The sequence below is a fragment of the Metabacillus niabensis genome (assembly GCF_902829255.1).
In the GTDB taxonomy this organism is placed as follows: Bacteria; Bacillota; Bacilli; order Bacillales; family Bacillaceae; genus Metabacillus; species Metabacillus niabensis.
The window spans coordinates 49,762-72,260 of the sequence record NZ_CADEPK010000021.1 but is presented as its reverse complement, the minus strand read 5'-3'; the positions used below and the strand labels follow the sequence as shown (position 1 = coordinate 72,260).

22 protein-coding genes are annotated in these 22,499 nt (G+C 35.2%); 2 read left to right on the top strand and 20 right to left on the bottom strand.

Translation table 11 applies throughout. The annotated features are described in order from the left end of the window. From HU235_RS04600 to HU235_RS04505, 20 genes are all read right to left on the bottom strand, one after another. The gene (locus HU235_RS04600) at positions 1–507 is read right to left on the bottom strand and encodes a QcrA and Rieske domain-containing protein (protein ID WP_095301146.1); all 507 of its coding nucleotides are present in this window, start codon (positions 505–507) and stop codon (positions 1–3) included. Positions 508–652: 145 nt separating this feature from the next. Beyond that, complete coding sequence (locus tag HU235_RS04595; protein WP_233452128.1) at positions 653–1,114, bottom strand: YpiF family protein; 462 nt, start codon at positions 1,112–1,114, stop codon at positions 653–655. A gap of 153 nt (positions 1,115–1,267) precedes the next feature. Then, the gene (locus HU235_RS04590) at positions 1,268–1,825 is read right to left on the bottom strand and encodes a ReoY family proteolytic degradation factor (RefSeq protein WP_095301144.1); all 558 of its coding nucleotides are present in this window, start codon (positions 1,823–1,825) and stop codon (positions 1,268–1,270) included. Positions 1,826–1,903: 78 nt separating this feature from the next. Next, on the bottom strand, positions 1,904–3,193 hold the full coding sequence (locus HU235_RS04585) for a tetratricopeptide repeat protein (protein WP_442407632.1): 1,290 nt from the start codon (positions 3,191–3,193) through the stop codon (positions 1,904–1,906). Positions 3,194–3,385: 192 nt separating this feature from the next. Beyond that, positions 3,386–4,306, bottom strand: coding sequence for a hypothetical protein (locus HU235_RS04580; RefSeq protein ID WP_174879463.1), 921 nt, complete (start codon positions 4,304–4,306; stop codon positions 3,386–3,388). A gap of 152 nt (positions 4,307–4,458) precedes the next feature. Further along, positions 4,459–5,754, bottom strand: a complete 1,296-nt coding sequence (gene aroA / locus HU235_RS04575; RefSeq protein ID WP_095301141.1) for a 3-phosphoshikimate 1-carboxyvinyltransferase — start codon at positions 5,752–5,754, stop codon at positions 4,459–4,461. Between the two features lie 37 nt (positions 5,755–5,791). After that, positions 5,792–6,895 (bottom strand): prephenate dehydrogenase, encoded by a 1,104-nt coding sequence (locus HU235_RS04570; RefSeq protein WP_095301140.1) that lies wholly within the window; start codon positions 6,893–6,895, stop codon positions 5,792–5,794. Between the two features lie 110 nt (positions 6,896–7,005). Then, positions 7,006–8,091: a histidinol-phosphate transaminase gene (hisC, locus tag HU235_RS04565; RefSeq protein WP_095301139.1), complete on the bottom strand. Its 1,086-nt coding sequence runs from the start codon at positions 8,089–8,091 to the stop codon at positions 7,006–7,008. 102 nt (positions 8,092–8,193) lie between these two features. Further along, a complete protein-coding gene (gene trpA, locus HU235_RS04560) occupies positions 8,194–8,985 on the bottom strand; it encodes a tryptophan synthase subunit alpha (RefSeq protein WP_095301138.1) in 792 nt (263 codons plus the stop codon). Next, on the bottom strand, positions 8,951–10,177 hold the full coding sequence (gene trpB / locus HU235_RS04555) for a tryptophan synthase subunit beta (protein ID WP_174879462.1): 1,227 nt from the start codon (positions 10,175–10,177) through the stop codon (positions 8,951–8,953). The genes trpA and trpB overlap by 35 nt, the downstream gene beginning before the upstream one ends. Then, complete coding sequence (locus HU235_RS04550) at positions 10,161–10,814, bottom strand: phosphoribosylanthranilate isomerase (protein ID WP_095301136.1); 654 nt, start codon at positions 10,812–10,814, stop codon at positions 10,161–10,163. The genes trpB and HU235_RS04550 overlap by 17 nt, the downstream gene beginning before the upstream one ends. Further along, complete coding sequence (trpC, locus tag HU235_RS04545; protein ID WP_095301135.1) at positions 10,807–11,571, bottom strand: indole-3-glycerol phosphate synthase TrpC; 765 nt, start codon at positions 11,569–11,571, stop codon at positions 10,807–10,809. The genes HU235_RS04550 and trpC overlap by 8 nt, the downstream gene beginning before the upstream one ends. Next, a complete protein-coding gene (gene trpD / locus HU235_RS04540) occupies positions 11,564–12,580 on the bottom strand; it encodes an anthranilate phosphoribosyltransferase (RefSeq protein WP_095301134.1) in 1,017 nt (338 codons plus the stop codon). Before trpD ends, trpC begins: the two co-directional genes overlap by 8 nt. Further along, positions 12,552–13,763 (bottom strand): anthranilate synthase component I, encoded by a 1,212-nt coding sequence (gene trpE, locus HU235_RS04535; protein ID WP_267905705.1) that lies wholly within the window; start codon positions 13,761–13,763, stop codon positions 12,552–12,554. Before trpE ends, trpD begins: the two co-directional genes overlap by 29 nt. Positions 13,764–13,903: 140 nt before the next feature. After that, positions 13,904–14,671: an iron ABC transporter ATP-binding protein gene (locus HU235_RS04530; RefSeq protein ID WP_174879461.1), complete on the bottom strand. Its 768-nt coding sequence runs from the start codon at positions 14,669–14,671 to the stop codon at positions 13,904–13,906. Further along, complete coding sequence (locus tag HU235_RS04525) at positions 14,668–15,621, bottom strand: iron chelate uptake ABC transporter family permease subunit (protein ID WP_174879460.1); 954 nt, start codon at positions 15,619–15,621, stop codon at positions 14,668–14,670. The genes HU235_RS04530 and HU235_RS04525 overlap by 4 nt, the downstream gene beginning before the upstream one ends. Continuing rightward, entirely contained in the window at positions 15,611–16,564 is a 954-nt protein-coding gene (locus HU235_RS04520) for an ABC transporter permease (protein WP_174879459.1), read from the bottom strand. Before HU235_RS04520 ends, HU235_RS04525 begins: the two co-directional genes overlap by 11 nt. A gap of 450 nt (positions 16,565–17,014) precedes the next feature. Next, complete coding sequence (locus tag HU235_RS04515; protein ID WP_174879458.1) at positions 17,015–17,404, bottom strand: hypothetical protein; 390 nt, start codon at positions 17,402–17,404, stop codon at positions 17,015–17,017. A 158-nt stretch (positions 17,405–17,562) separates the two neighbouring features. After that, positions 17,563–18,555 carry an L-glyceraldehyde 3-phosphate reductase gene (gene mgrA, locus HU235_RS04510; protein WP_174879457.1) on the bottom strand — a complete coding sequence of 331 codons (993 nt, stop codon included), beginning with the start codon at positions 18,553–18,555 and terminating at the stop codon, positions 17,563–17,565. A 101-nt stretch (positions 18,556–18,656) separates the two neighbouring features. Beyond that, positions 18,657–19,988 carry a hemolysin family protein gene (locus tag HU235_RS04505; RefSeq protein ID WP_145582299.1) on the bottom strand — a complete coding sequence of 444 codons (1,332 nt, stop codon included), beginning with the start codon at positions 19,986–19,988 and terminating at the stop codon, positions 18,657–18,659. A 434-nt stretch (positions 19,989–20,422) separates the two neighbouring features. On the opposite strand from HU235_RS04505, the gene HU235_RS04500 reads away from it, so the two are divergent. Both HU235_RS04500 and HU235_RS04495 read left to right on the top strand, forming a co-directional pair. Beyond that, positions 20,423–21,553 carry a response regulator gene (locus HU235_RS04500; RefSeq protein ID WP_174879456.1) on the top strand — a complete coding sequence of 377 codons (1,131 nt, stop codon included), beginning with the start codon at positions 20,423–20,425 and terminating at the stop codon, positions 21,551–21,553. Between the two features lie 63 nt (positions 21,554–21,616). Beyond that, positions 21,617–22,441 carry an endo alpha-1,4 polygalactosaminidase gene (locus HU235_RS04495; protein ID WP_145582301.1) on the top strand — a complete coding sequence of 275 codons (825 nt, stop codon included), beginning with the start codon at positions 21,617–21,619 and terminating at the stop codon, positions 22,439–22,441. The last annotated feature ends 58 nt before the right edge of the window (positions 22,442–22,499 follow it).

Here is a 22,499-nt window from a genome sequence, read left to right as displayed (position 1 = left end):
TTACGCCTCCCCTCGTGGTTTTGCTTTACCTAAGAATAAAAACCCGTCCTTTACTGCATGCTCGTAAACATCAAGCGGTGCTAAAGGTGGTGTACCTTTAACGTTCGTACCATCTTTTTCGTAAAGTCCATAGTGACAAGGACAGAAAAATCTGTTCTTGTTTGATGGGTCATTATTCCATCCAACCGTACAGCCTAAGTGCTTACAAACAGGTGATAACGCAGTGATCTTATCCCCTTCTTTAAATACCCAAGCTGATTTTGTTTCTTCAGATTCATGCCAAGCATCTTTTTGTTTGATTTTAAAGTCAAAGCGTTGTGGTTCTTCAGTTATTTCGTCTACACTTACTACTTGAACTAATTCTGATTCTTCTGCTGGTCGGAGCACAGGGTCAAGTGCAAAGCGTACCATTGGCATAAGCATACCTGCAGCCATGAAACCGCCTACACCAGTAAGCGTATAATTCAAAAATTGACGTCTTGAAACCCGATGTTTTTTCTCGCTCATCATTTTCCCCCCTCTATTGTAAGCTAAAGTCCATATAGGACATACGGAAATGATATATAAAACTAGGACATACTCATGATATATCAATCTTTCCATGAGGTCAATAAAATCATGTTTTGTAATTTTGCAAATAAAAAAATTTTTTTTAATTATTCCAAGATTGTAATAAAATGTTCAAAATTTGTTCGACTTGATCTTGTAAGAGCTTTCTTTTTAAATTATCATCCATATGTTCTATAGGAACTGCCCCTAACCAAATGAGATTCTTTGATAAGGATTGAGGTTTATTATCTTTTAACATCTCATCACTAGTTAGAAAAAATACATGCTTAAATTCCCTTTGTATCTCAGTTTTCCATTCTAGCAAAATTTCAAACACATTTTTTGTATTTTTCAAATATGTAAACGGTGGAAATAAATACACCCTTCCTTTTAATTGTCTTTCAAGCTCAGCTGTTACATGTGTAATAAATTCCCCTTTTGAAACAACACTTTTAAAGTCAGATTGGACCGAAACTGGAATAAGCGGAATAACAGCCGTATCAACATACTCCTTTGATTGATTGTAAACATCAACATCTTCTAAAACCCACTTCAATTCATTCACTTCCATTCCTAATAATAAGTCTATTATATATCTTGCACTTTAAATTGTTAAATTAAAAAAAGCTCATTTTCCCTTAGTGCATAACGCTTATTATGCAAAAAAAATGTCTAATATAATAACTCAGTAAAGATGAGTCATTATATTAGACAAAATTTATTTGTTTTTTGATTGATTGTTAAGTTGAATTAATTGAGTTGTAAGCCTGTCAAATTCCTCTTTATTTTGTTGATCAAGTGCTTCATCAATTAGTTGATACAATTTTTCCTTTTGAAACGTTTCAATCGAATGCTCTAATAGCTTTTCGGCAACTTCTCGGTCCTTCTCATTTCCAAATAAATGGTCAGGCATAAATGGATTTGCTTCCAAAACTGCAGCATATTGTGGAGATTGATATGCAGAACGGAAATTAAGCTGAATAAACAATTCTTCATCTTTATTTAACCGGATATCATGAAATGATTTCTCTGCATCAGTAGTCATAACATTTTCTTTATAAAAGCGAAATGGTACTTCTTCTACACAATGCGTTGACATAATGATTCCTCTTGGACAATACTGTGCCTGTTCAACAAAGTGTACTTTTTCCATTAATGTATCATGACTCATTAAATAGTTTAAAATCCAAACGCATTCTCTTCTCTTCAACTGATAATGATTCAAAAACCACCTGATAAAATCTTTCTTTTCATGGACAGATACAGGGGCCACCATGCAATTCCCTCCTCTGCAAATTCTGTTATCTTACTATGTTAATTCCACAAAATTAAAATAATATCCTGCTTTTATCACTTAAAAGTCATCCTCTAATTGTAGCAAAATCTCACCGATTTCGACATTTGAAGGATCATTTTTAAGCAATTGTTTAAAGATTTTTTTTGCTTCACTACGTTGCCCATCTTCTAATAGAAAGTAGGCGTATTCATGTAAAAATTCTCGTTGATCCTTGAAAAAATTATATGCAAGTTGATAATGATTTAATGCCTGTGAAAACTCTTCTTTTTGATGATAAGCTCGGGCTAAATTCCATTCGAATTGTGGATCCTCTTCACCATAACGTTTACTTTCATTTATTAAATCAATGACTTCATCATATCTTTCGTCCTGTAAAAACACGTGGCTTAAAGTAATAATTGCCTCGAGATGACTTGGGTCTATCGCTATCGTCTCGCGAAGGAGTCTTTCCGCCTCATCAATTCTCCCTAATTTAATTGCAATTTTTCCTCCAAAGAGAAATAATTCTTTATTAAATTCATCAATTTTAATTCCTTGCTGAACAGTTTCAAGACTTTCATCCAAATACCCTTCATGTTCATATGCTTTAGCCAAATATAAGTATAGAGAAGAATACTGAGGGTCAATTTCTTTTAGCTTTGATAATTGTTGAATAGCTGTTTTATAAAAACCGCCCTGAAAGGCAGTCATTCCATAGCCAAGAAGAGTATTCAAATCTTCATGAGCATCTACTGCATGTTGATAGTAATCTAATGCCTCTTCAAATTGCCCATTTGCGCTTAGGCATTCTCCAAGCCTTTGAGCTAATTGTACACCTGAAATTTCTGGATGCTCGCTTACAACTTGCTCATAATACGGGATTGCATGTTTATATTGCCCCTGATGGAAATACAATTCTCCAAGAGCAAAATCGATAATGAATTCCTCTGGTAACAACTGCTTAGCTTCTAATAGTTTATGTTCACTAACTTCCGCTAATCCTTGCATTTGATATAAATCTGCCAATAACAGAAGTGCTTGTGGATAAAATTCATGTTCAACTGGAATCGTATTTAATAATTCAATTGCTTGCTCTTCTTTTTCTAAATCAATAAATATCTCGGCTAAAAACAGAGTAATTTGGATTTCTTCCGGATAAAGGAAATGGAGTTCTTCAACGATAGTATGAGCTTTATCTACAATCCCCCATTGAAAATATTGATCAGCAAGCTGAAGCTTTTCTTCATCATGAAGAGTAGGTAGAATATTTTCTAAAAGTTCTAAGCCCTGTTCGGTTTTTCCTTTATTAACAAGATCAATTGCTTCATTAAGAACTGAATTTAGCATATTTTGTTCCTTTCTCTCTATGTGATGCTTGATTATTTTTTAGCTATGAAAACAATATTGAAAAAAGCACACATGACTCAATCTTTTATCATAAATTACGTTTCATTACGTGGACTATTACTATGCCATATCTTTACGAAAAAATCTACTAATAAGTACCTTCATGATTAAATATAGTAGTATTATTCAGTAGCATTTCATTAATATTTTACATCAAATCGTCACAGAATGTGGTATAAAACGCCCTGAAATAGAAATAAAACATTCTTCACCAATTCCAGGAATAAATGACACCATTCCGTTTACTTGGATAAGCTTCCCTTGATGTGTAGTAATGACTGGATATGTTTTGTCAAAATCAATGATCGGCCTTCCATCAGAAAGATTATGAACTTCATCATATTGATAAAGGTTATAGTTTACTTGACCACCTACATGTAAATCACCTTTAATTGGGTAAATTCCAAGTCTCATTAATACATCTCGAGATATTGGTTCACCCTCTTTTAATATCATTGGAATCGATGATAATCGATGCTCATTCATTATTTTATCCCAGATTTGAAGTGTTTTTTGTTTTTTAATTAATGAATATGTTTCTTCATTTACATATGGAACTAAAGTTATCGGATTTGAAAACATCGCATCTCTTATCCATCCCCAAGATTTACTTAAAAGGTTATCGTGTTCCTCGATATCAACAAAGATAACGCTTATATTATATCGTTTACATTTTCTTATTAGAGAAGGGGTTAATGATTTAAACGGTAGTTTAATGCCAATATAATAATCAATCGGTGAGTTAATCATTAGTTGCCTTTTTTCTTTAACGCTTGAAAGGAGATCATTTTCATTATTGACATTTGCAACGGTAACGACTGTTGTACACCCTTTTTTTATATACCGATGTGTTATTAAATGTTTGAATCCATGAAATTGAAGAGATGAATGTAGAGAAAAATCAACCATTACATGTCCTGGTGTTAATAAATATGGGCTCAAATCCATTCGCATATAACGAATATTCTCCATTGTTTGACGCATAAACTCAATACGGTTTTGATTAATTAGTAAGGACGTTTTTTGAATCCTATCTGATTTAAGTAGTCTAGCACTGTCCAAAATATAACTCATGACACTCCCCACCTTTTTATCCTCTTTAAGACAAGCTATGTAGGTCAGGTATGAATTATGATCGAATAAGCAATCTTTCAAAAAAAAACGAACTTAATATTACAATAACTTTACATTAAGTAATATTAGGTCCGTTTTAGCATCATTTATTTTTATTTAGATAGTAATGATAAATGTTCAAAAAAGTTTGGATAAGATACCGCAATTGCATCAACATCATGTAAATCAAGCGTTCCATCTGTAATACATGCAGCAATCGCTAGCATCATACCAATTCGGTGATCTCCATGGCTCGATACTGATACATTGCCAGATAAACCCGTTTTCCCAGTAATAATCATACCATCGTCAGTTGCATCAATCGATGCTCCAAGCTTTGATAATTCCCCAACAACAGTATCGATACGATTTGTTTCCTTTACTTTAAGTTCACTTGCATCTTTTATTACTGTTTTTCCTTCTGCTTGAGTAGCCAATAATGCGATAACAGGAATTTCATCAATTAGTTTAGGGATTAAATCTCCGCCGATTGTTATTCCCTTTAATGTAGAAGTTTTTATGATGATATCAGCAATAGGCTCAAATGAATATTGATCATGCTGAATAATTTCAATTGAAGCACCCATCATCTGCAAAACTTCTATTATTCCAGTTCTTGTAGGATTAATTCCTACATTTTTTAATATGATTTCACTATTAGGTACAATAGCTCCTGCAACAAGGAAAAATGCAGCTGATGAAATATCACCTGGGACAAAAATATTAGTTGCTTCAAGTTCTTTCCCGCCAATAACAGTTGCAGATGTAGAATCTTCCTTCACCTCTACACCAAAAGCTCTTAGCATTCTTTCCGTATGATCTCTTGATTTATGTGGTTCAATTACCGTTGTTTCCTCTTTATCAGTACGTAATCCAGCTAATAAAATTGCAGATTTAACTTGTGCACTAGCTACTGGTGATTCATACGTAATCCCCTTCAAGTTTCCACCACGGATTGAAAGAGGTGTATATTGGCCATTTTCGCGGCCATCAATGGAAGCACCCATTAATCGTAATGGTTTTGTTACCCGTGACATCGGTCTTCTAGCGATTGATTCATCACCAATGATACATGCATGAAAAGGTGCACCAGAAAGAATACCTAACATCAATCTAGTTGTAGTGCCAGAATTACCGACATCTAAAATATCAGACGGTTCTCGTAACCCATCCATACCATTTCCCTCAACAATTACTTTCCCATCATTAATATCAATTGAAACACCCATTTTCCGAAAACAGGAAACAGTGCTTAAACAATCCGCTCCCATTAAGAAATTTGATATTTCAGTTTTACCAGTTGCTATTGAACCAAACATTACCGCTCTATGGGAGATTGATTTGTCACCTGGAACCTCAATTGTGCCAGTAAGCCGTTGAACATTTGATAATTTTTTAGATGTTGTCATTGTTTTCACCTCAAACCTCAATTATCCTACTCAGTAGTTAAATAATAAATGTATCATAGTCTGAATATTTGCCAATACATTTAATCGCTAATTCACGATCCTGTTCTGTTTGAAAGCTCAATCTTAATACACCATAAATCTCTTCCCTTGTTTCGATTATGCGTATATTCGTTAGACTGATTTCCTCTTTTGCCAAATATCCTGTTATTTCAGATATAATACCGGGATAATCCGGGACATCGACAAACAAATCATAAAAGGATGGGATTGCTCCCTTCTGCTTTTCGGGAAGTTCATCTCGATATTGCTTAGCATGAGCAAAATAAGCAAACAACTGATTTGCATCTTCATCCTTCACATATTGTTTGATCCGTTCCATTTCAGTTATCCATTCATCAAAAAGCTCTAACAAGGGGCCTTTATTATGGAGAAGAATGTCTCGCCACATCGAAGGATTGCTTGAAGCAATTCTTGTAATATCACGGAATCCTCCTGCAGCAAGTCTTTTCACAATTGGATAATTTTCCTCATAACTTTCAGCCTGGTACACTAAACTTGCAGCAACAATATGGGGAAAATGACTTATCACTCCTGTTACTTTGTCATGCTCTTCAGGTGTCATTTCAATGATATTTGCTTTTGTTCCCGACAAAATAGACTTTAATTGGTTTAGATCCTCCGAGGTTACATATTTAGAAGGAGTTAATATGTAAAATGCATTTTCAAATAAGTGAGGTTTAGCTGCTAAAATCCCTGATTTGTGCGACCCAGCCATCGGATGTCCGCCTATGAATTTAATTCTACTATTTAAATAATAATTCGCACATTCCACTATTTTCACTTTCGTACTGCCAACATCTGTTATAATAACATCTTTTTTTAACTCAACGTTTTCGAGTTGTTCAATGATATGAATTGTTTGTTGTACAGGTGTCGAAATAAAAATCATATCCACATCAGTAAGATCTGGAAATAGAGTAAAGGAAATTTCATCTATTGCCCCAATTTTTTTCGCAAGATTTGCTTGATCCTTGTTTATATCAAATCCAAGAATATGGATCGCTGGATCGTGTTTTTTTATTGAAAGAGCAATTGATCCTCCAATTAAACCTAATCCGATTAAATAAATCTTTTTAACCAACAATATCACCTTTTTCAGCCTATCTTAGATTGCCTTTATAAAAGGGTTGAAAACTGGACTATTTAAAATAAAGAGCAGTCCTCTCTTCCAATGAAAAGAGGACTTAGGTATCAATGATTAACAAATTCCTTTAATACCTCAATAATTTCTGCATTTTGCTGCTCTGTTCCAATTGTAATTCTCAAGTGAGTTGGAAATCCAAGAGCATTACCTGAACGAACAATGTAACCTTTTTTAAGTAAAGCACCGAACACTTCATCTGAATCTCTATTAAAATCTATCAAGATAAAATTACCTTCAGAGCGGTAATAGTCTAATTTCTGTTCTTCACAAAATTGATAAAACTGTTGGAGACCTTTTTGATTTTTTTCTCTGCATTCTAAAACAAAATCTACATCATCAAGTGCAGCAATTGCAGCTGCTTGTCCAATTCTACTTGTGTTAAAAGGTTCTCTTGCTGGTTCAATTTTACGAATTAAGTCTGCATTTGCAATACCATACCCTACACGAAGTGCTGCCAACCCATATGCTTTAGAAAACGTACGTAAAATAATAATATTAGGATAATCTTTAAGTAGTTCAATAGTTTGTGGGTAATCCTCAGCTACCACATATTCGTAGTATGCTTCGTCTAATACAACGAGAACATGCTTTGGAACCTTCTGCAAAAATTCTAGCAATACATTCTCTTTTATATAAGTTCCTGTTGGGTTATTTGGTGTACATACCCACATAACCGTTGTTTTCTCGTCAACTTGATTAAGCATTGCATCAAGGTCATGATCCCCATTCACGAGTGGAACTTCACGAATTTCTGTACCTTCAATTATTGCATTATGCTTATATTGAGGGAACGTTGGAGTAGCCATGACAGTATTAGTCTCAGGACTTAATAATGCTCGACAAATGATTTGGACTACTTCATCTGAGCCATTTCCAAATATTAATTCTTCTTCCCTAACCCCTAAATGATTTGCTAGTTTTGTCCGAAGAAGTGCACTATAACCATCAGGGTATATAGCTAATTGTTCCATTTCTGATAAAATTGCCTGCTTTGCTTTTTCCGAACATCCATATGGATTCTCGTTTGAAGCTAGCTTAACAACTTTTGATAGATTAAATTCTTTTTTTACTTCTTCAATTGGTTTACCAGGTTGATATGGTTTTAATGTTAGTAACTGCTCTTTTACATGCAAAACAAACACCTCTCCTTACTAAAAAACATAATCAGAGGGAATACCCTCTGAAATCATTTTGCTCATTACTATTTTTTAAATCAAGTATACATCATCTGTTCTTTAAGCACTAAATGTTCGAGCAAATGAGGTAAATTCCGAAAGTGCCTCTTCTTGATAACTCTCATTTAATAACGAAGGTTGGAGCCTTTCAATTTCACGAACTAATGCACTACCAACAACAACACCATCACATATACTTCCAAATTGTTCAACTTGTTCTTTTGTTGATACTCCAAACCCAACAACGACCGGTACGTTGCTATACCTCTTAACTTCTTCTAAAAAATCAGTAATAGAGCTATCAAACGTATTGCGAACACCAGTTACACCTAAAGAAGAAACACAATAAATAAATCCTTCAGCATTTTCTGCGATCATTTTAATACGACTTGAGGAAGTCGGAGCAACTAATGAAATAAAGGATATGGAATGCTCCTTACATTTTGCTCGTAACTCAGCGCTTTCTTCAAAAGGAATATCCGGGATCAGTAATCCATCGATTGTATTTTCTCGCAGTAAAGCGAAAAAGGATTCCTCTTCTAATTGTAACACAGGATTGTAATACGTAAATAGAATAATCGGAATATTTAAGCCTTTTTTCCTCATTTCAGGGACAAGTTTCATCGCTTTTACAATATTCATCCCATTTTTCAATGCACGGCTAGATGCCTTTTGTATTACTGGCCCGTCTGCTACTGGATCAGAGTATGGAATACCAAGCTCTATTGCAGAGGCACCAGCATCTTGTAAGGCAACTGCCAAACTAATCGTCGTTTCTGAATCCGGATCACCAGCTGTAATAAATGGAATAAATAATTTATTTTGTAACGGTTGTTTGAAGAGTGTTTTCATTTTGTTCTTCCTCCGTAAAATGAGACATTAAAGTATGAACATCTTTATCCCCTCGACCTGAAAGGCAGATTAAGATGCTTTCTTCACTAGACATATGTTTTGCATGTTCGAAAGCGGACGATAATGCATGTGCAGACTCAATAGCTGCTAATATCCCTTCTTCTTTAGCTAATAATTCAAGGGCATTCAACGCTTGTTTATCAGTAGCATATTCATATTTCACTCTTCCGATCGAAGATAAATGAGCATGCTCTGGACCAATTCCAGGATAATCAAGCCCTGCTGAAATTGAGTAAGGTTCAATAACTTGACCATATTCATCTTGTAATAAATATGTCATCGATCCATGTAAGACACCTTTTGTTCCTTTTGTAATCGTTGCTGCATGCATATCAGTATCTACGCCCAAACCGGCTGCTTCAACTGCAACCAAGTCTACATCCTCATTAATAAAAGCTGCAAACATTCCAATTGCATTGCTTCCACCACCTACACATGCCATTACTTTAGTAGGTAACGTACCTTCAATTTCTTGAAATTGGCGTTTTGCCTCATCACCAATGACTCGCTGGAATTCTCGAACAATGTGTGGATATGGATGTGGACCAACGACAGAGCCAATAATATAAAAATGATCCTCACAATGCTGTACCCAGTACCGCATCGCTTCATTTGTTGCATCTTTTAATGTTTTATTTCCACTCGTAACAGGGATTACTTCTGCACCTAAAAGCTGCATCCGAAATACATTTAATTGTTGGCGTTTTACATCTTCCTCCCCCATAAACACCTTGCATTCCATTCCGAACTTTGCTGCGACAGTTGCTGTTGCTACACCATGCTGACCCGCACCTGTTTCTGCAATAACTTTCGTTTTCCCCATTCTTTTTGCCAACAAAGCTTGACCTATCGCATTGTTAATTTTATGGGCACCTGTATGATTTAAATCCTCGCGTTTTAAGTAAATTTTTGCTCCACCGAGTTTTTTCGTAACATTTTCTGCATAGGTTACTGTCGTTGGCCTACCAGAATATTCTTTTAATAAATAATGATATTCTTCCATAAAAGATGGGTCTTTCATAGCTTCATTATGTGCTTTTTCAATTTCTGCTAAAGGACTCATTAATGTTTCCGGAACAAATCTACCACCAAATTCTCCGTATCGTCCATTTTTGTCAGGATAAGTTGACATGCTGTAACATCCTTTCTTCTATTAACTTTATCTTTTTTTTGCTTTTTTTATCGTTCATTTCAATTCCACTAGATAAGTCAATTCCATGAGGTTTTAAAGTTAATAATCTATCAATATTTTGTTCATTTACTCCACCAGCAATAAAACATACTTTCTCATAAGTTGTTGCAATTTCTAGATAATTCGGTACAGCATTCCAATCAAAGCTAATACCAGTTCCACCCCACTGATTCTTCATTCGTGAGTCAATAACATATCCATCAACCACATCCTTATAATCGTTCATTTCATCTATAGTTTCTGGATGATGATGAAGTGCTTTCCAAATCGTTCCTGAAAACTTTTCTTTTACTCTCATTATATCTTCAATTCTTTCATTTCCATGAAATTGAATAACATCAATTGGTAAAACGGACAACACATCATGTAATTCAGCTTGAGATGGATTAACAAATACTGCAACTAGTTTTTTTGACGAGGCATCAACTATTTTTAACCATTCTCTTACTTTACCCGGTTCTACTCTTCGCTTACTATTAGCAAAAATAAACCCGATAAAATCTGCTGCTGATTCGGCAACTATTTCCAAATCAGCTTCTGAGCGTATACCACAATACTTAAGTAAAGGTTTATGCATGAATTTCCTCCCCAAACAACTGTTTAATTGCTATTGTTTGGTTTTCCTTTCTCATAAGGGATTCCCCAATTAACACTGCTTTTGCCCCAAACTGTTTGACAAATTGTAAATCCTCGTACGTATAAAGTCCACTTTCACTTACAAGCAATGTTTCATTAGGAATAATCCGGACCATCTCTTCCAATTGGTTAATATTTACTTCAAATGTTTTTAAATTACGATTATTAACACCTAATATTTTCGGTGTAAACATTTTTAAAACCTGTTCTAAAATGGTTTGGTCATGAACTTCTACTAGAACATCCAATTTTTTTTCTATGGCATGATCATATAGTTCCTTTAACATAGATGGCTCAAGTGCTTCTCCAATTAATAATATTGCATCAGCACCTATCCGTCTTGCCTCTTCTATTTGAATGTGGTCAATAATAAAGTCTTTTCTTAAAATCGGTAAATTTACCGACCTTTTAACATTTGTTAAGTATTCTCTTTTGCCTTGAAAAAACGGCTCATCTGTTAGTACTGATAAACAGTCAGCTCCACCTTTTTCATATGCTAATGCAATCTCCACAGGATGAAAATTTTCTTTAATCAAACCTTTTGACGGTGAAGCCTTTTTCACCTCCGCGATTAATGCTAAATCTCTATTCGGATTTAAGAGCGCTTCATAAAACGAATTATGAGGTAATTTTAAATCCTCAGGTAATACTAACTGTTTAATCTCGTCTTTTTTTGATTCAATAATTTTATTAAGCATAAGATTCCTCCACCTGATTACGTAAGACCATTAACTGCTTAATAGCAGCACCATTTCTAATCGCTTCTTTTGCAAGAATAACTCCATCTGAAAGTGAAGAAATATATCCTGCAACATATAATGCTGCAGCTGCATTAATCGCAACTATATTTTCAGCGCTTTCTGGAGCTAATCCTTTAAATATCCGCTCGATTAATTCCGCACTCTCCTTTGGATTCGACACTTTTAAATCTTTAAGATTACCTTCTTTTAATCCAACATCTGAAGGATGAAATACGTATCTAGTGATGTTTCCATTTTTTAATTCGACGATGTCTGTTTCAGTCGAAATTGAAATTTCATCAAGACCGTCACGTCCAGTTACGAGTAAAACATGCTCTGCACCTAATCGCTTCAGTGCCTCAGCCATTTTTTCCGCATAATCTGTTGAGTAAACCCCTATTACTTGTCGTTTTGCATTTGCAGGATTAGCCAGTGGACCCAATAAGTTAAAAACCGTTCGAAACCCAATTTCCTTTCGTGGATTTACAGCATGTTTCATTGAAGAATGAAACATTGGTGCAAATAAAAAACTCATATTTTGTTTGTTAAGATTAGCGATTGCTTCCTCTTGAGTTGTTTGTATTGCTATTCCTAAAGTTTCGATAACATCAGCACTGCCGCTCTTTGAAGTAAACGCTCGATTACCATGCTTTGCTACCTTCACTTTAAACGATGAGGTAACAATTGCAGCGGCTGTTGATATATTAAAAGTTGATGCTCCATCGCCACCAGTACCACAAGTATCGACTACATCATGCTCGTAATCTATTGATGTCATATGCTTTTTCATCGATTTAGCAAAACCAACCAATTCATCGACCGTTTCTCCCCGCAGTCTCATAATTGATACAAGGCTTGCAATTTGACTAGGTGTCGCATTACCCGTCATAATTAAGTTCATGACTTGTTCTGCTTGTTCCTCTGATAATGTTTTCCCTTCAATGCAATGAGCTAACAACTTTTTCATCTTGTAAACCTCCTTTAGTAAATACCATTTCAGCTAATTGGATTGTTTTTAATAGCGCACTCGCTTTATTACAAGTTTCCTTCCACTCTAGCTCTGGAACACTATCCACAACAATACCAGCCCCTGCTTGCACATAAGCGATATTATTCTTTACAGTAATTGTTCGAATTGTTATACATGAGTCTATATTCCCGTCAAATCCTACATATGCGACACATCCTGCATAGCTTCCTCTAGCAGTAGGTTCAAGCTCTTGAATTATTTGCATTGCACGTATTTTTGGAGCACCTGACACAGTCCCGGCAGGAAAAGAAGATAGTAGCGCATCCATAGGATGAACATCATCCTTAAGCCTAGCAGTAACTTTTGAAATAAGATGCATAACGTGTGAAAAACGTCCAACTTCCATTAATGTAGGAGTTGTTACTGAACCATACTCAGCAACTCTTCCTAAGTCATTACGGGCTAAATCCACTAGCATATAATGTTCTGCCTTCTCTTTTTCATCATTTTTCAATTCTTCTTCAAAGAACAGATCTTCTTGAACTGTCTTTCCACGTCTTCTCGTTCCGGCAATTGGATGAATTTCTAAATGCTTATTTTGGATATATATTAATCTCTCAGGAGAGCTGCCAACCAATTCCGTATCATTAAAGCGAATATAAAACATATACGGTGATGGGTTTACCATTCGCAAAATTCGATATAATGAAAATCCATCTGTCTTAATAGGAATTTCAAATCGCTGTGATAATACCCCTTGAAAAATATCACCAGCTCGAATATATTCCTTAACCCTTTCAACATCACTGAGAAATTTACTTTTTTCGTAGTTTGAACGAATCTTTGTAAAATCAACTTGAAATTCATTTATTCCATCAATTGATAAATTGTCTGGTTGTACTTGTTGATTTAGTTTGCTAACATATTTATTTAATTTAGCTTCCGCAAATTGATAGATTGCTTTGAGGTGTTCTGGAGCATCATCACCGTTTACGCGCTCATAATGGATAAAATATAACTGTTTTTCGTGATGATCAAAGGCGATAATTGTTTCACATACAAAAAACAAACAGTTTGGTTGGTTTAAGTCATCTTTTTCATGCTTATTTACTTTTTCGATAATTGAAACGGTATCATATCCGATATAACCAACTGCTCCACCTACAAAATTATGCTCTATTAAACATTTTAAGTCAATTGCTTTTTTTATATTTTTTTACGTTTCTTCGAAAATATCAAAAAACTGACACTATTTAAGGAATTATACCTAGAGAAAACCATGATGAAATTAATAGATTTCTCTAGGCTGACGTAACCAACTTACGTATGTGAATTGAAATAGACACAAATTCTGCATCCATTTTGCTCCTGAATTGGAATATCCATATCATAAATTTCACGTAATGCATCAGAGTTAATGATTTCATGGGTTGGCCCGTTTTTCATAAGCTTGCCATTTTTCAATGCAACAATTCGATCTGAATAAACAGACGCAAAGTTAATGTCATGCAAGACAATGACAACCGTTTTTCCGAGCTCATCGACTAGTTTACGTAAAATTTTCATAATTTGAACAGAGTGCTTCATATCAAGGTTATTTAAAGGCTCATCCAACAGGACATAATCGGTATCCTGAGCAATGACCATCGCAATAAATGCTCGTTGCTTTTGACCACCTGATAATTCATCTAGGAACTTATCTTGCATCTCCGTTAAATTCATATATTCAAGGGCTTGATCAATAAACGTTTTGTCTTCAGCAGTTAAACGTCCCCGTGAATACGGATAGCGACCGAATGCGACAAGCTCACGCACCGTTAAACGTACATTAAGGTAGTTTGATTGTTTTAAAATCGATACTCGCTTCGCAAATTCAGAAGACTTCCACTTTTTCACGTTATTATTATCAAGCAATACTTCACCTGTATCTGCTTCTAATAAACGGCTCACCATAGAAAGAAGTGTTGACTTTCCAGCACCGTTCGGCCCGATAAACGATGTAATGGTACCCGGCTCGATTGTAACTGTAACATCCTCTACAACAGGCTTTTTCCCAAATTGCTTTGTTAATCCTTTAATTTCAATCATCCTGCTGCCCTACTTTCTTTTAGTAATAGATAAATAAAGTAAATACCACCGATAAAGTTAATAATAACACTTAATGTTGTCCGTAATTCAAAGATATGCTCAACAAGGAAATTCCCGCCGACTAACGCAATGATACTAATTAGGCTTGCTCCTAATATGTGGATAGAGTGTTTATATGTCACCAAATACTGATAGGAAAGATTCGCCACAATCAACCCAAAAAATGTAATTGGTCCGACAAGCGCTGTTGATGTCGCAATTAAAACTGACGATAAAATTAAAATTCTCATCACCATACCGTCATAGTTAATCCCAAGATTCATCGCATTATCACGACCTAGTGACATCACATCAAGCTTATCCATGATAAGGAAGCCATAAAGAAAGGCAAAAAATAAAATACCAATTGAAATAAATAATAATTCCGCTTTTACGTTCGTGAAGGTAGCAAACAGTCTACTTTGGAGACTTAAATATTCAACAGGATCAATCAATACTTGCAGGAATGTGACTAAGCTTCCTAGAAGTGTTCCAATAATCATCCCGATTAGTAAAAGAAAATAAATCGGGTGCTTATCTGCTCTAAACAAAAATCGATATAAAAGCATTGCAAAGATGACCATTGCCGCAATTGCCGCACCAAAGTTTAAATATTTATTTAAGACCCAAACTGACATGGAGCCAGCAAAAAAGTAGATTAATGTTTGAACGACTTGATACATAGAATCAAGCCCCATAACGGAAGGTGTTAAAATTCGATTATGTGTAATGGTTTGGAATACAACGGTCGAATATGCGATCGCAACTCCTGTAACAACCATTGCTGTTACGCGGATCATCCGCTTTGGAAAGGCATAATCAAAGCCGCCTTTTATATCATAAAACCCATAAAGCACTATACATGCAAGCGCAATTGCACCTAATATAATCAGTTTTGTACTATTTCGCATATGCTCTCCCCCTAAGTAGCATCGTTAAGAAGATCGCACTGCCTATCACTGCCACTGTTACATTCACTGGAATCTCATAAGGATGAATGATGATCCGTCCGAGAATGTCACATACTAATAGGAAAACAACACCTAACATCGCTGTATGTGGAATCGTTTTACGTAGGTTATCACCTAAATAAAGAGAGACAATATTTGGCACTATAAGCCCTAAAAAGGGAATAACTCCAACCGTTAAGACAACTGTTGTCGAAATAATCGCAACCAGGACAAGCCCAATATTTAGTACTACCTTATAGCTTAAGCCAAGATTCCTCGCAAAATCTTCTCCCATTCCTGCAACTGTAAATTTATTCGCATAAAGATACGCGATAATCACAGCTGGAATACTAACATATAAAAGCTCATAACGGCCTGCAATGACCAATGTGAAGCTCCCCATAAGCCATGAAGAGATATTTTGCAGCAAATCGGCTTCATATCCTAAGAAGGTTGTAATCGATCCTAAAATATTCCCATACATAATACCAATTAATGGGACGAAAATGGCATCTTTAAATTTGATCCGATCCAATATTTGCATAAAAACGAATGTACCCGCTAATGCAAACGCAAAACTAAATATTACCTGCTGCGTATATGTGACATTCGTAAAAAATAGCATTGAAATTAAAATACCTAGCTTTGCTGCATCTAATGTTCCAGCAGTTGTTGGTGAAACAAACTTATTTCGGCTCAATGACTGCATGATTAAGCCGGCAATACTCATTCCTGCCCCTGCTAATATAATCGCAATTAACCGTGGGAGGCGGCTAATAAGGAAAATTTGTGTCTCATCTGATTTCCAATTTAGCAAGTCACTCGGTGTGATATCAATTGCTCCGATAAATAGCGAAATAAAAGACAGGACGATAGCTACAATTCCTAACATCCATAATCTCATTGAAAAAACCCTCATAACATGTTTATTTTTACCATGACAATTGAAAATCATTATCATGAAAAGCTACAACAAAAAGTATAAAACGAAAATGCTAGAAAAATAATCAAACATCTCTCTAATGCTTATGTAATACGACATCGAACGTTTAAAAAGACCTTCCGATGAATGGATTTCAGATATGATAATCATTATCATAAGCAGTTAAATAGCAAGTAAACTCTAGTTTTTCATACATCTATTTTAATGAGATTGATTATCAACTATAGTATTTAATGTATCACAAAAAATAAATAGTGAAAAGCACTATTTATTAAATATTTTATTATATAAGTGTATTCACAGAATTTTCACAACCAATATGTATTTCTTTCTCACAAATAACATTGACTGTGAACCTGAGCTATTTCATCTACTCTATTCCTAAATTTCTAGTACTTCTCTTATACATTTTTAAAGTCTTTTAATCATTTCTCTTATCGCTTCAGACTTTTCCAAATTGTTTTCTTGGCAGTAGTTGCAAAATTTATTATATGTTTCATCATCAAGTCTGACATGGAGCGTGTGCTTAAATTTTTCCGAATCCAGCTTTTTAGGACGTCCCCTCATTAGCTTTCTTCCACCTATTCCATCCTTCCAAACCGAGATTACGACATAGCCGTGCTTTTCAAGCCAATAATCACAATCATAATCATTCCAAACCTTCATCACATTTTCTTTGAATTGCTTTTTATACGTAGCTAACTCCTCATCCTGAAGCCCTTTCATAACTGCTTTTTCCATCGCTTTATGCTCCATATATTGCAAATATTGTTCATATGATGTAAACGTTAATTCCTTCATTTCCTCTCTCCTGACCAACTTGTTAGGAAAAATTGCATTTCCATTAATCTACAAAAATAGTAAATCTTTTTTTGCAGAAACTCAACATAAAAAGGCGGAAAAAACTAAGATCTACAGCTAAGTAGAGCAATTCGTTTAATCAGCCTTTTCCATTCTATTTATTTCTTTAAAATTTGTTCAATTTTTGCCAATTCTTCTGAGGTAAAGTCAAGATTATTTAATGCTGCAACATTGTCTTCAATTTGACTTACCTTGCTCGCACCAATTAAAGCAGATGTAATTCGACCTTCACGTAGAACCCATGCTAGAGCCATTTGAGCAAGATTTTGCCCTCTTTCAACTGCTAGTTCATTTAATTGTTTCACACGGCGGATGACATCGAACGTTATTCTTTCTTCACTCAAGTACGTATTCTCTTTAGCAGCTCGTGAATCAGAAGGAATACCTGAGAGATATTTATTCGTTAACAGCCCTTGCTCTAATGGACAAAATGCAATAGAGCCTACCCCGCTATTTGTGAGCACATCCAAAAAACCATCCTCAACCCAACGATTAAACATCGAATAGCTTGGCTGATGAATTAACAACGGTGTCCCAAGATCGTTTAATATTTCTATTGCTTTTGCTGTTTGTTCTGCATCATAGCTTGAAATACCGACATATAACGCTTTACCTTGACGGACGATTTGATCTAATGCCCCCATCGTTTCTTCTAAAGGTGTATGAGGATCTGGACGGTGAGAATAAAAAATATCAACATAATCTAATCCCATCCGTTTTAAGCTTTGGTCAAGGCTTGAAATTAAATACTTTCTTGATCCCCATTCTCCGTAAGGACCATCCCACATCCGGTATCCTGCCTTTGTTGAAATAACCATCTCATCGCGATATGGCAAAAAATCTGTTTTTAGCATTTTCCCAAACATTTCTTCCGCACTGCCTGGTGGTGGACCGTAGTTATTTGCTAAATCAAAATGTGTAATTCCTAAGTCAAAGGCACGACGAAGCATTGCCCGACCGTTTTCGTATGTATCCACGCCACCAAAGTTATGCCATAAGCCTAATGAAATGGCAGGTAATAATAACCCCGAATTGCCAACTCGATTATATTTCATTTCTCCATATCTCTCACTGCTTGCCATATAGCTCATATGTATCCCCTTTCATTTTTCACGTCCTCCTCATTCTACATTACCTCCCCTTCCTTTGCCTAATATCTAGCTCATAATATGAACTAATTTTTTATCTTCTTCTACTCATCCATATAATCTGCTGAACTTTCCTGAATAGAGGCCTTTATTAGCATAATCCGTTTTTCATCCATTTCCTCTACAGTAAATAAAATATTTTCAAATTTCACTTCAGGCTTTTCATCCTCACTAGGGATATAACCTAATCTCCCAATAACAAATCCACTTATTGTATCATAGTCATCTGTAGGAAATTGAATATTTAATCGCTCTTCAACGACATAGAGATTTGTTTTCCCTGGTATGAGGTATGTTTGTTCATCGACTTTCATAATCTCCTCGTCATCTAATTCGCGATCATCATATTCATCAAATATATTCCCTACAATTTCTTCAATCACATCTTCAATGGTGACAACTCCATCTGTTCCTCCATATTCATCGATAGCAATTGCCATATGAATATTATGCATTTGCATCTCTTTAAATAATTCATCAATCGGCTTTGACTCAAGAACAAAATATGGGTCTCTCAGCAATTCCTTGAGGTTGAATTGATTATCATCACACGTTTCAATAAATTGAATTAAATCCTTCACATGAAGAATGCCAACTATTCGGTCAATCCCTTCCTCATAGACGGGAAATCTCGTATATTTTTCAACATTTACAAGCCTGACTGTTTCTAGCAACGAATACTCTAAGGGAATTGCCACGATGTCCGTACGATGAGTCATAATTTCTGAAACGGATTTATTATCTAGCTCAAATATATTATGAATCATCATTTTTTCGTTTTCCTGAATTGTTCCCCTTTCCTTCCCGACGTCGATCATCATCCGTATTTCTTCTTCCGTCACATTTTCATCTTCTGCATCTGGGTCAACTCCAAACAGGCGAACAAGAAAGTTCGTTGACATTGTCAGTAGTTTTACGAACGGTGACGTTACCTTTGATAGAAAAGTTAACGGGGTTACAGCTATATTTGCTATTTCGTCTGCCTTTTGTAAGGCTAATCGCTTTGGAACAAGCTCCCCAACGACTAATGTAAAATAGGACAGGACAAGCGTAATGACAATAACGGATATGGTCCCTAATAATTCTTTTGAAAGAGGTACCCCTATATTAATTAATCCTTGAGTTAAATGCCCAGCAAAGCTTTCAGCCGCAAAGGCACTCGCTAGAAAGCCAGCAAGTGTAATCCCAATTTGAATTGTTGCAAGAAAGCGACTCGGCTCTGATAGTAATTGGAACAGCTTTTTTGCCTTTTTATCTCCACTTTCAGCTGTTTGCTTCACTTTAACATCATTTAAAGAAATTAGCGCGATTTCAGAAGCTGCAAAAAAGGCATTACATAAAATAAGAATCGCTAAAATTATAAGTTCAGTTATCATGATACCGACCTCCGAGCAAGTGTGTGCTCTAATTTCATTAAAATTAATATCGTTATCATTCCCAAATTTCACATTTTCACCTAATAATTTCTCAATTTTTTCGTGAATTTTCTATCATACTTAGATTTACAACCCTTTTTTGGTAAAGGCTGGTTCGTAAACTTTGTTGCTTTTTATTAGTAGTAGTTTTGGTTGATTTCCGCTACAGTACTCGCTTTCCGCGGGGTGGGTGGTAAGCCTCCTCGGTGTAAACACCTGCGGGGTCTTACCTCTCCCACGCATCCCGCAGGAGTCTCGCACTTTCGCTCCAATCAACCTTTACATTGTTTATAAAAACATAATATTGTAAAAAAGAGCCTTGGTAAATTTTATTTGTGTATAATAATTGTAGATACGTTCGAGCGGAAAAGAAACTTGAGTAAGGAGGAAATATGTTGATTCAAGCAATCATTATTGATGATGAAGAACTTTCTTCTATTTATTTAAAACATATGTTACAGAACTATCCAAATATATGTATAAAGAAAACATACATGAATGAAGAACACATTTTAGCTGACTTACGCAAGGATAAAGTAGATGTCGTTTTCTTAGACATTGAAATGCCTGGCATAAATGGCATTGACTTGGCAGAAGAAATTCTTTCGCTTCAACCATCAATCCATATCGTATTCGTCACTGCTCATTCTGAATATGCTGTTAAAGCATTTGAACTGAATTCCGTTGATTATTTACTTAAGCCTGTTACTTCGGAAAGACTCGAAATCACGATAAAAAGGCTGACTGAAGCAATTGCAACTAAAATTGAAGCACAAGAAGCAAAGGTGCCTTTAACTGTAAAATTTTTCAATGAATTTCAAGTGTTACATAAAGGAGAATTAATAAATTTTAGAACTGCCAAAGGGAAGGAATTATTTGCCTACCTTTTTTCACATATGGATACTTATATCAACCGGGATCTATTAATAGAAAAAATATGGCCTGGAACTGATTATAAAAAGGCAAAAATTAATCTTCATACAAATCTTTCGTTTATTCGAAAAACACTAGAAAGCATAGGATATTCAAAATGCCTAACGTTCTCGAATCAATCCTATTGTCTTTCATTGGATCCTGTAAGCTGTGATGTATTTGAATTTGATCATGTATACCAAACCTTAAATGTGATTAATAGATCAAACATTCATCATACAGAAAAAATTCTCCAATTATACACTGGTGCGTATATGGAGTTAAATGCATATGAATGGACATATGACAAATCACAGGAGTACCATCGAAAGGTTATGCTGCTGCTTAACAGAGTTATCGAATATTATGAGAATTTAGATGCAAATAAAGCTCTCTACTATTTAGAGGTTCAAAGAAAAATTAACCCGTACTTAGATGAGAACATTCAAAAATCAATTAATCTCTATATAAAGCAAGGCAATAAGCCTGAAGCCATTAAACTATTTAATGAGTATAAAAGAGTCCTTCAGCAGGATTTAGGTATTAAGCCTGACAAATCAATTACTGAAATGTATCATACCCTATCATTTCAAAGCTCCGAGGTATCTAAGTAATTATTCATAAAATTATTCATATAAGATTTGCGCTAAAATAATCACATTGAAAATGGTGGGAAAATGAAGAGGTACTTGATATGGTTTTTCTTAAGTTTAATCATTTTATTACTTACGAAAGGGCTCATTGATATGTTTTGGTCTGGGCCATTACGGGGTGTTCATAGCTTTTCCATTTATTATGGAGAGCCTGATAAACAAAAATTAACGGAATTACAAGATCAGGATGCATTAATCTTCGAACCTACAGCTTTTTCCAAGAAAGATATCAACCATTTAAAGGAATCTGACGTCAAATTATTCGGTTATGTCAGTTTGATGCAGCTGGAAAATTGGAATCAGGAGCTAAAAGAACGACTTTTACCTACTGATTATGCCCGTTTAAATGGAGAGCGAATCTATGTAAATGAGTGGGATACGTATGTGATGGATTTGCGCCAACCTCATTATCGCGAGATTTTGCTTTGGAAAATAAAAACCTATATTGCAGATAATCAATTAGACGGCATTTTTTTCGATACTGTCGATGATCTTGCATACTATTTTCATGAGGATGACAAGGTATATCGTGACATGAAAGTTGGCTATGCCGCTTTGCTTAAAGAGATCGAAAAGCAATACCCTGAACTTGACATTATTCAAAATCGCGGCTTTGAAACCTATGAATCGACTTCACATCCATATGTCGAGGGGATATTATGGGAGAGCTTTAAAGCACATGATATCGAGGAAAGTGAATGGGCAAAAAAATGGTTAGCCTATTTAATAAAGGAGCAGCGCGCTGGAAAGGTTCGAGTCCTAACCGTCGTTACCGATGAAGACAGTTTAAAGGCTAGCAAGAAGCATAAATTCCCTGCATTCCTTCGTAAGGATGATACCTATCAATAAAAATGTTAAGTAAAACAAACAACAACCTTGGGGACTTTCCCAAGGTTGTTGTTCTTAC

Coding starts and splice junctions, on each gene's coding strand:
- HU235_RS04600 (WP_095301146.1), bottom strand. CDS start 507: ATGAGCGAGAAAAAACATCGGGTTTCAAGACGTCAATTTTTGAATTAT.
- HU235_RS04590 (WP_095301144.1), bottom strand. CDS start 1,825: ATGGTGGCCCCTGTATCTGTCCATGAAAAGAAAGATTTTATCAGGTGG.
- HU235_RS04580 (WP_174879463.1), bottom strand. CDS start 4,306: ATGAGTTATATTTTGGACAGTGCTAGACTACTTAAATCAGATAGGATT.
- aroA (WP_095301141.1), bottom strand. CDS start 5,754: ATGACAACATCTAAAAAATTATCAAATGTTCAACGGCTTACTGGCACA.
- trpA (WP_095301138.1), bottom strand. CDS start 8,985: ATGAAAACACTCTTCAAACAACCGTTACAAAATAAATTATTTATTCCA.
- trpB (WP_174879462.1), bottom strand. CDS start 10,177: ATGTCAACTTATCCTGACAAAAATGGACGATACGGAGAATTTGGTGGT.
- HU235_RS04550 (WP_095301136.1), bottom strand. CDS start 10,814: ATGCATAAACCTTTACTTAAGTATTGTGGTATACGCTCAGAAGCTGAT.
- trpC (WP_095301135.1), bottom strand. CDS start 11,571: ATGCTTAATAAAATTATTGAATCAAAAAAAGACGAGATTAAACAGTTA.
- trpD (WP_095301134.1), bottom strand. CDS start 12,580: ATGAAAAAGTTGTTAGCTCATTGCATTGAAGGGAAAACATTATCAGAG.
- HU235_RS04530 (WP_174879461.1), bottom strand. CDS start 14,671: ATGATTGAAATTAAAGGATTAACAAAGCAATTTGGGAAAAAGCCTGTT.
- HU235_RS04525 (WP_174879460.1), bottom strand. CDS start 15,621: ATGCGAAATAGTACAAAACTGATTATATTAGGTGCAATTGCGCTTGCA.
- HU235_RS04520 (WP_174879459.1), bottom strand. CDS start 16,564: ATGAGATTATGGATGTTAGGAATTGTAGCTATCGTCCTGTCTTTTATT.
- HU235_RS04515 (WP_174879458.1), bottom strand. CDS start 17,404: ATGAAGGAATTAACGTTTACATCATATGAACAATATTTGCAATATATG.
- mgrA (WP_174879457.1), bottom strand. CDS start 18,555: ATGAGCTATATGGCAAGCAGTGAGAGATATGGAGAAATGAAATATAAT.
- HU235_RS04505 (WP_145582299.1), bottom strand. CDS start 19,988: ATGATAACTGAACTTATAATTTTAGCGATTCTTATTTTATGTAATGCC.
- HU235_RS04495 (WP_145582301.1), top strand. CDS start 21,617: ATGAAGAGGTACTTGATATGGTTTTTCTTAAGTTTAATCATTTTATTA.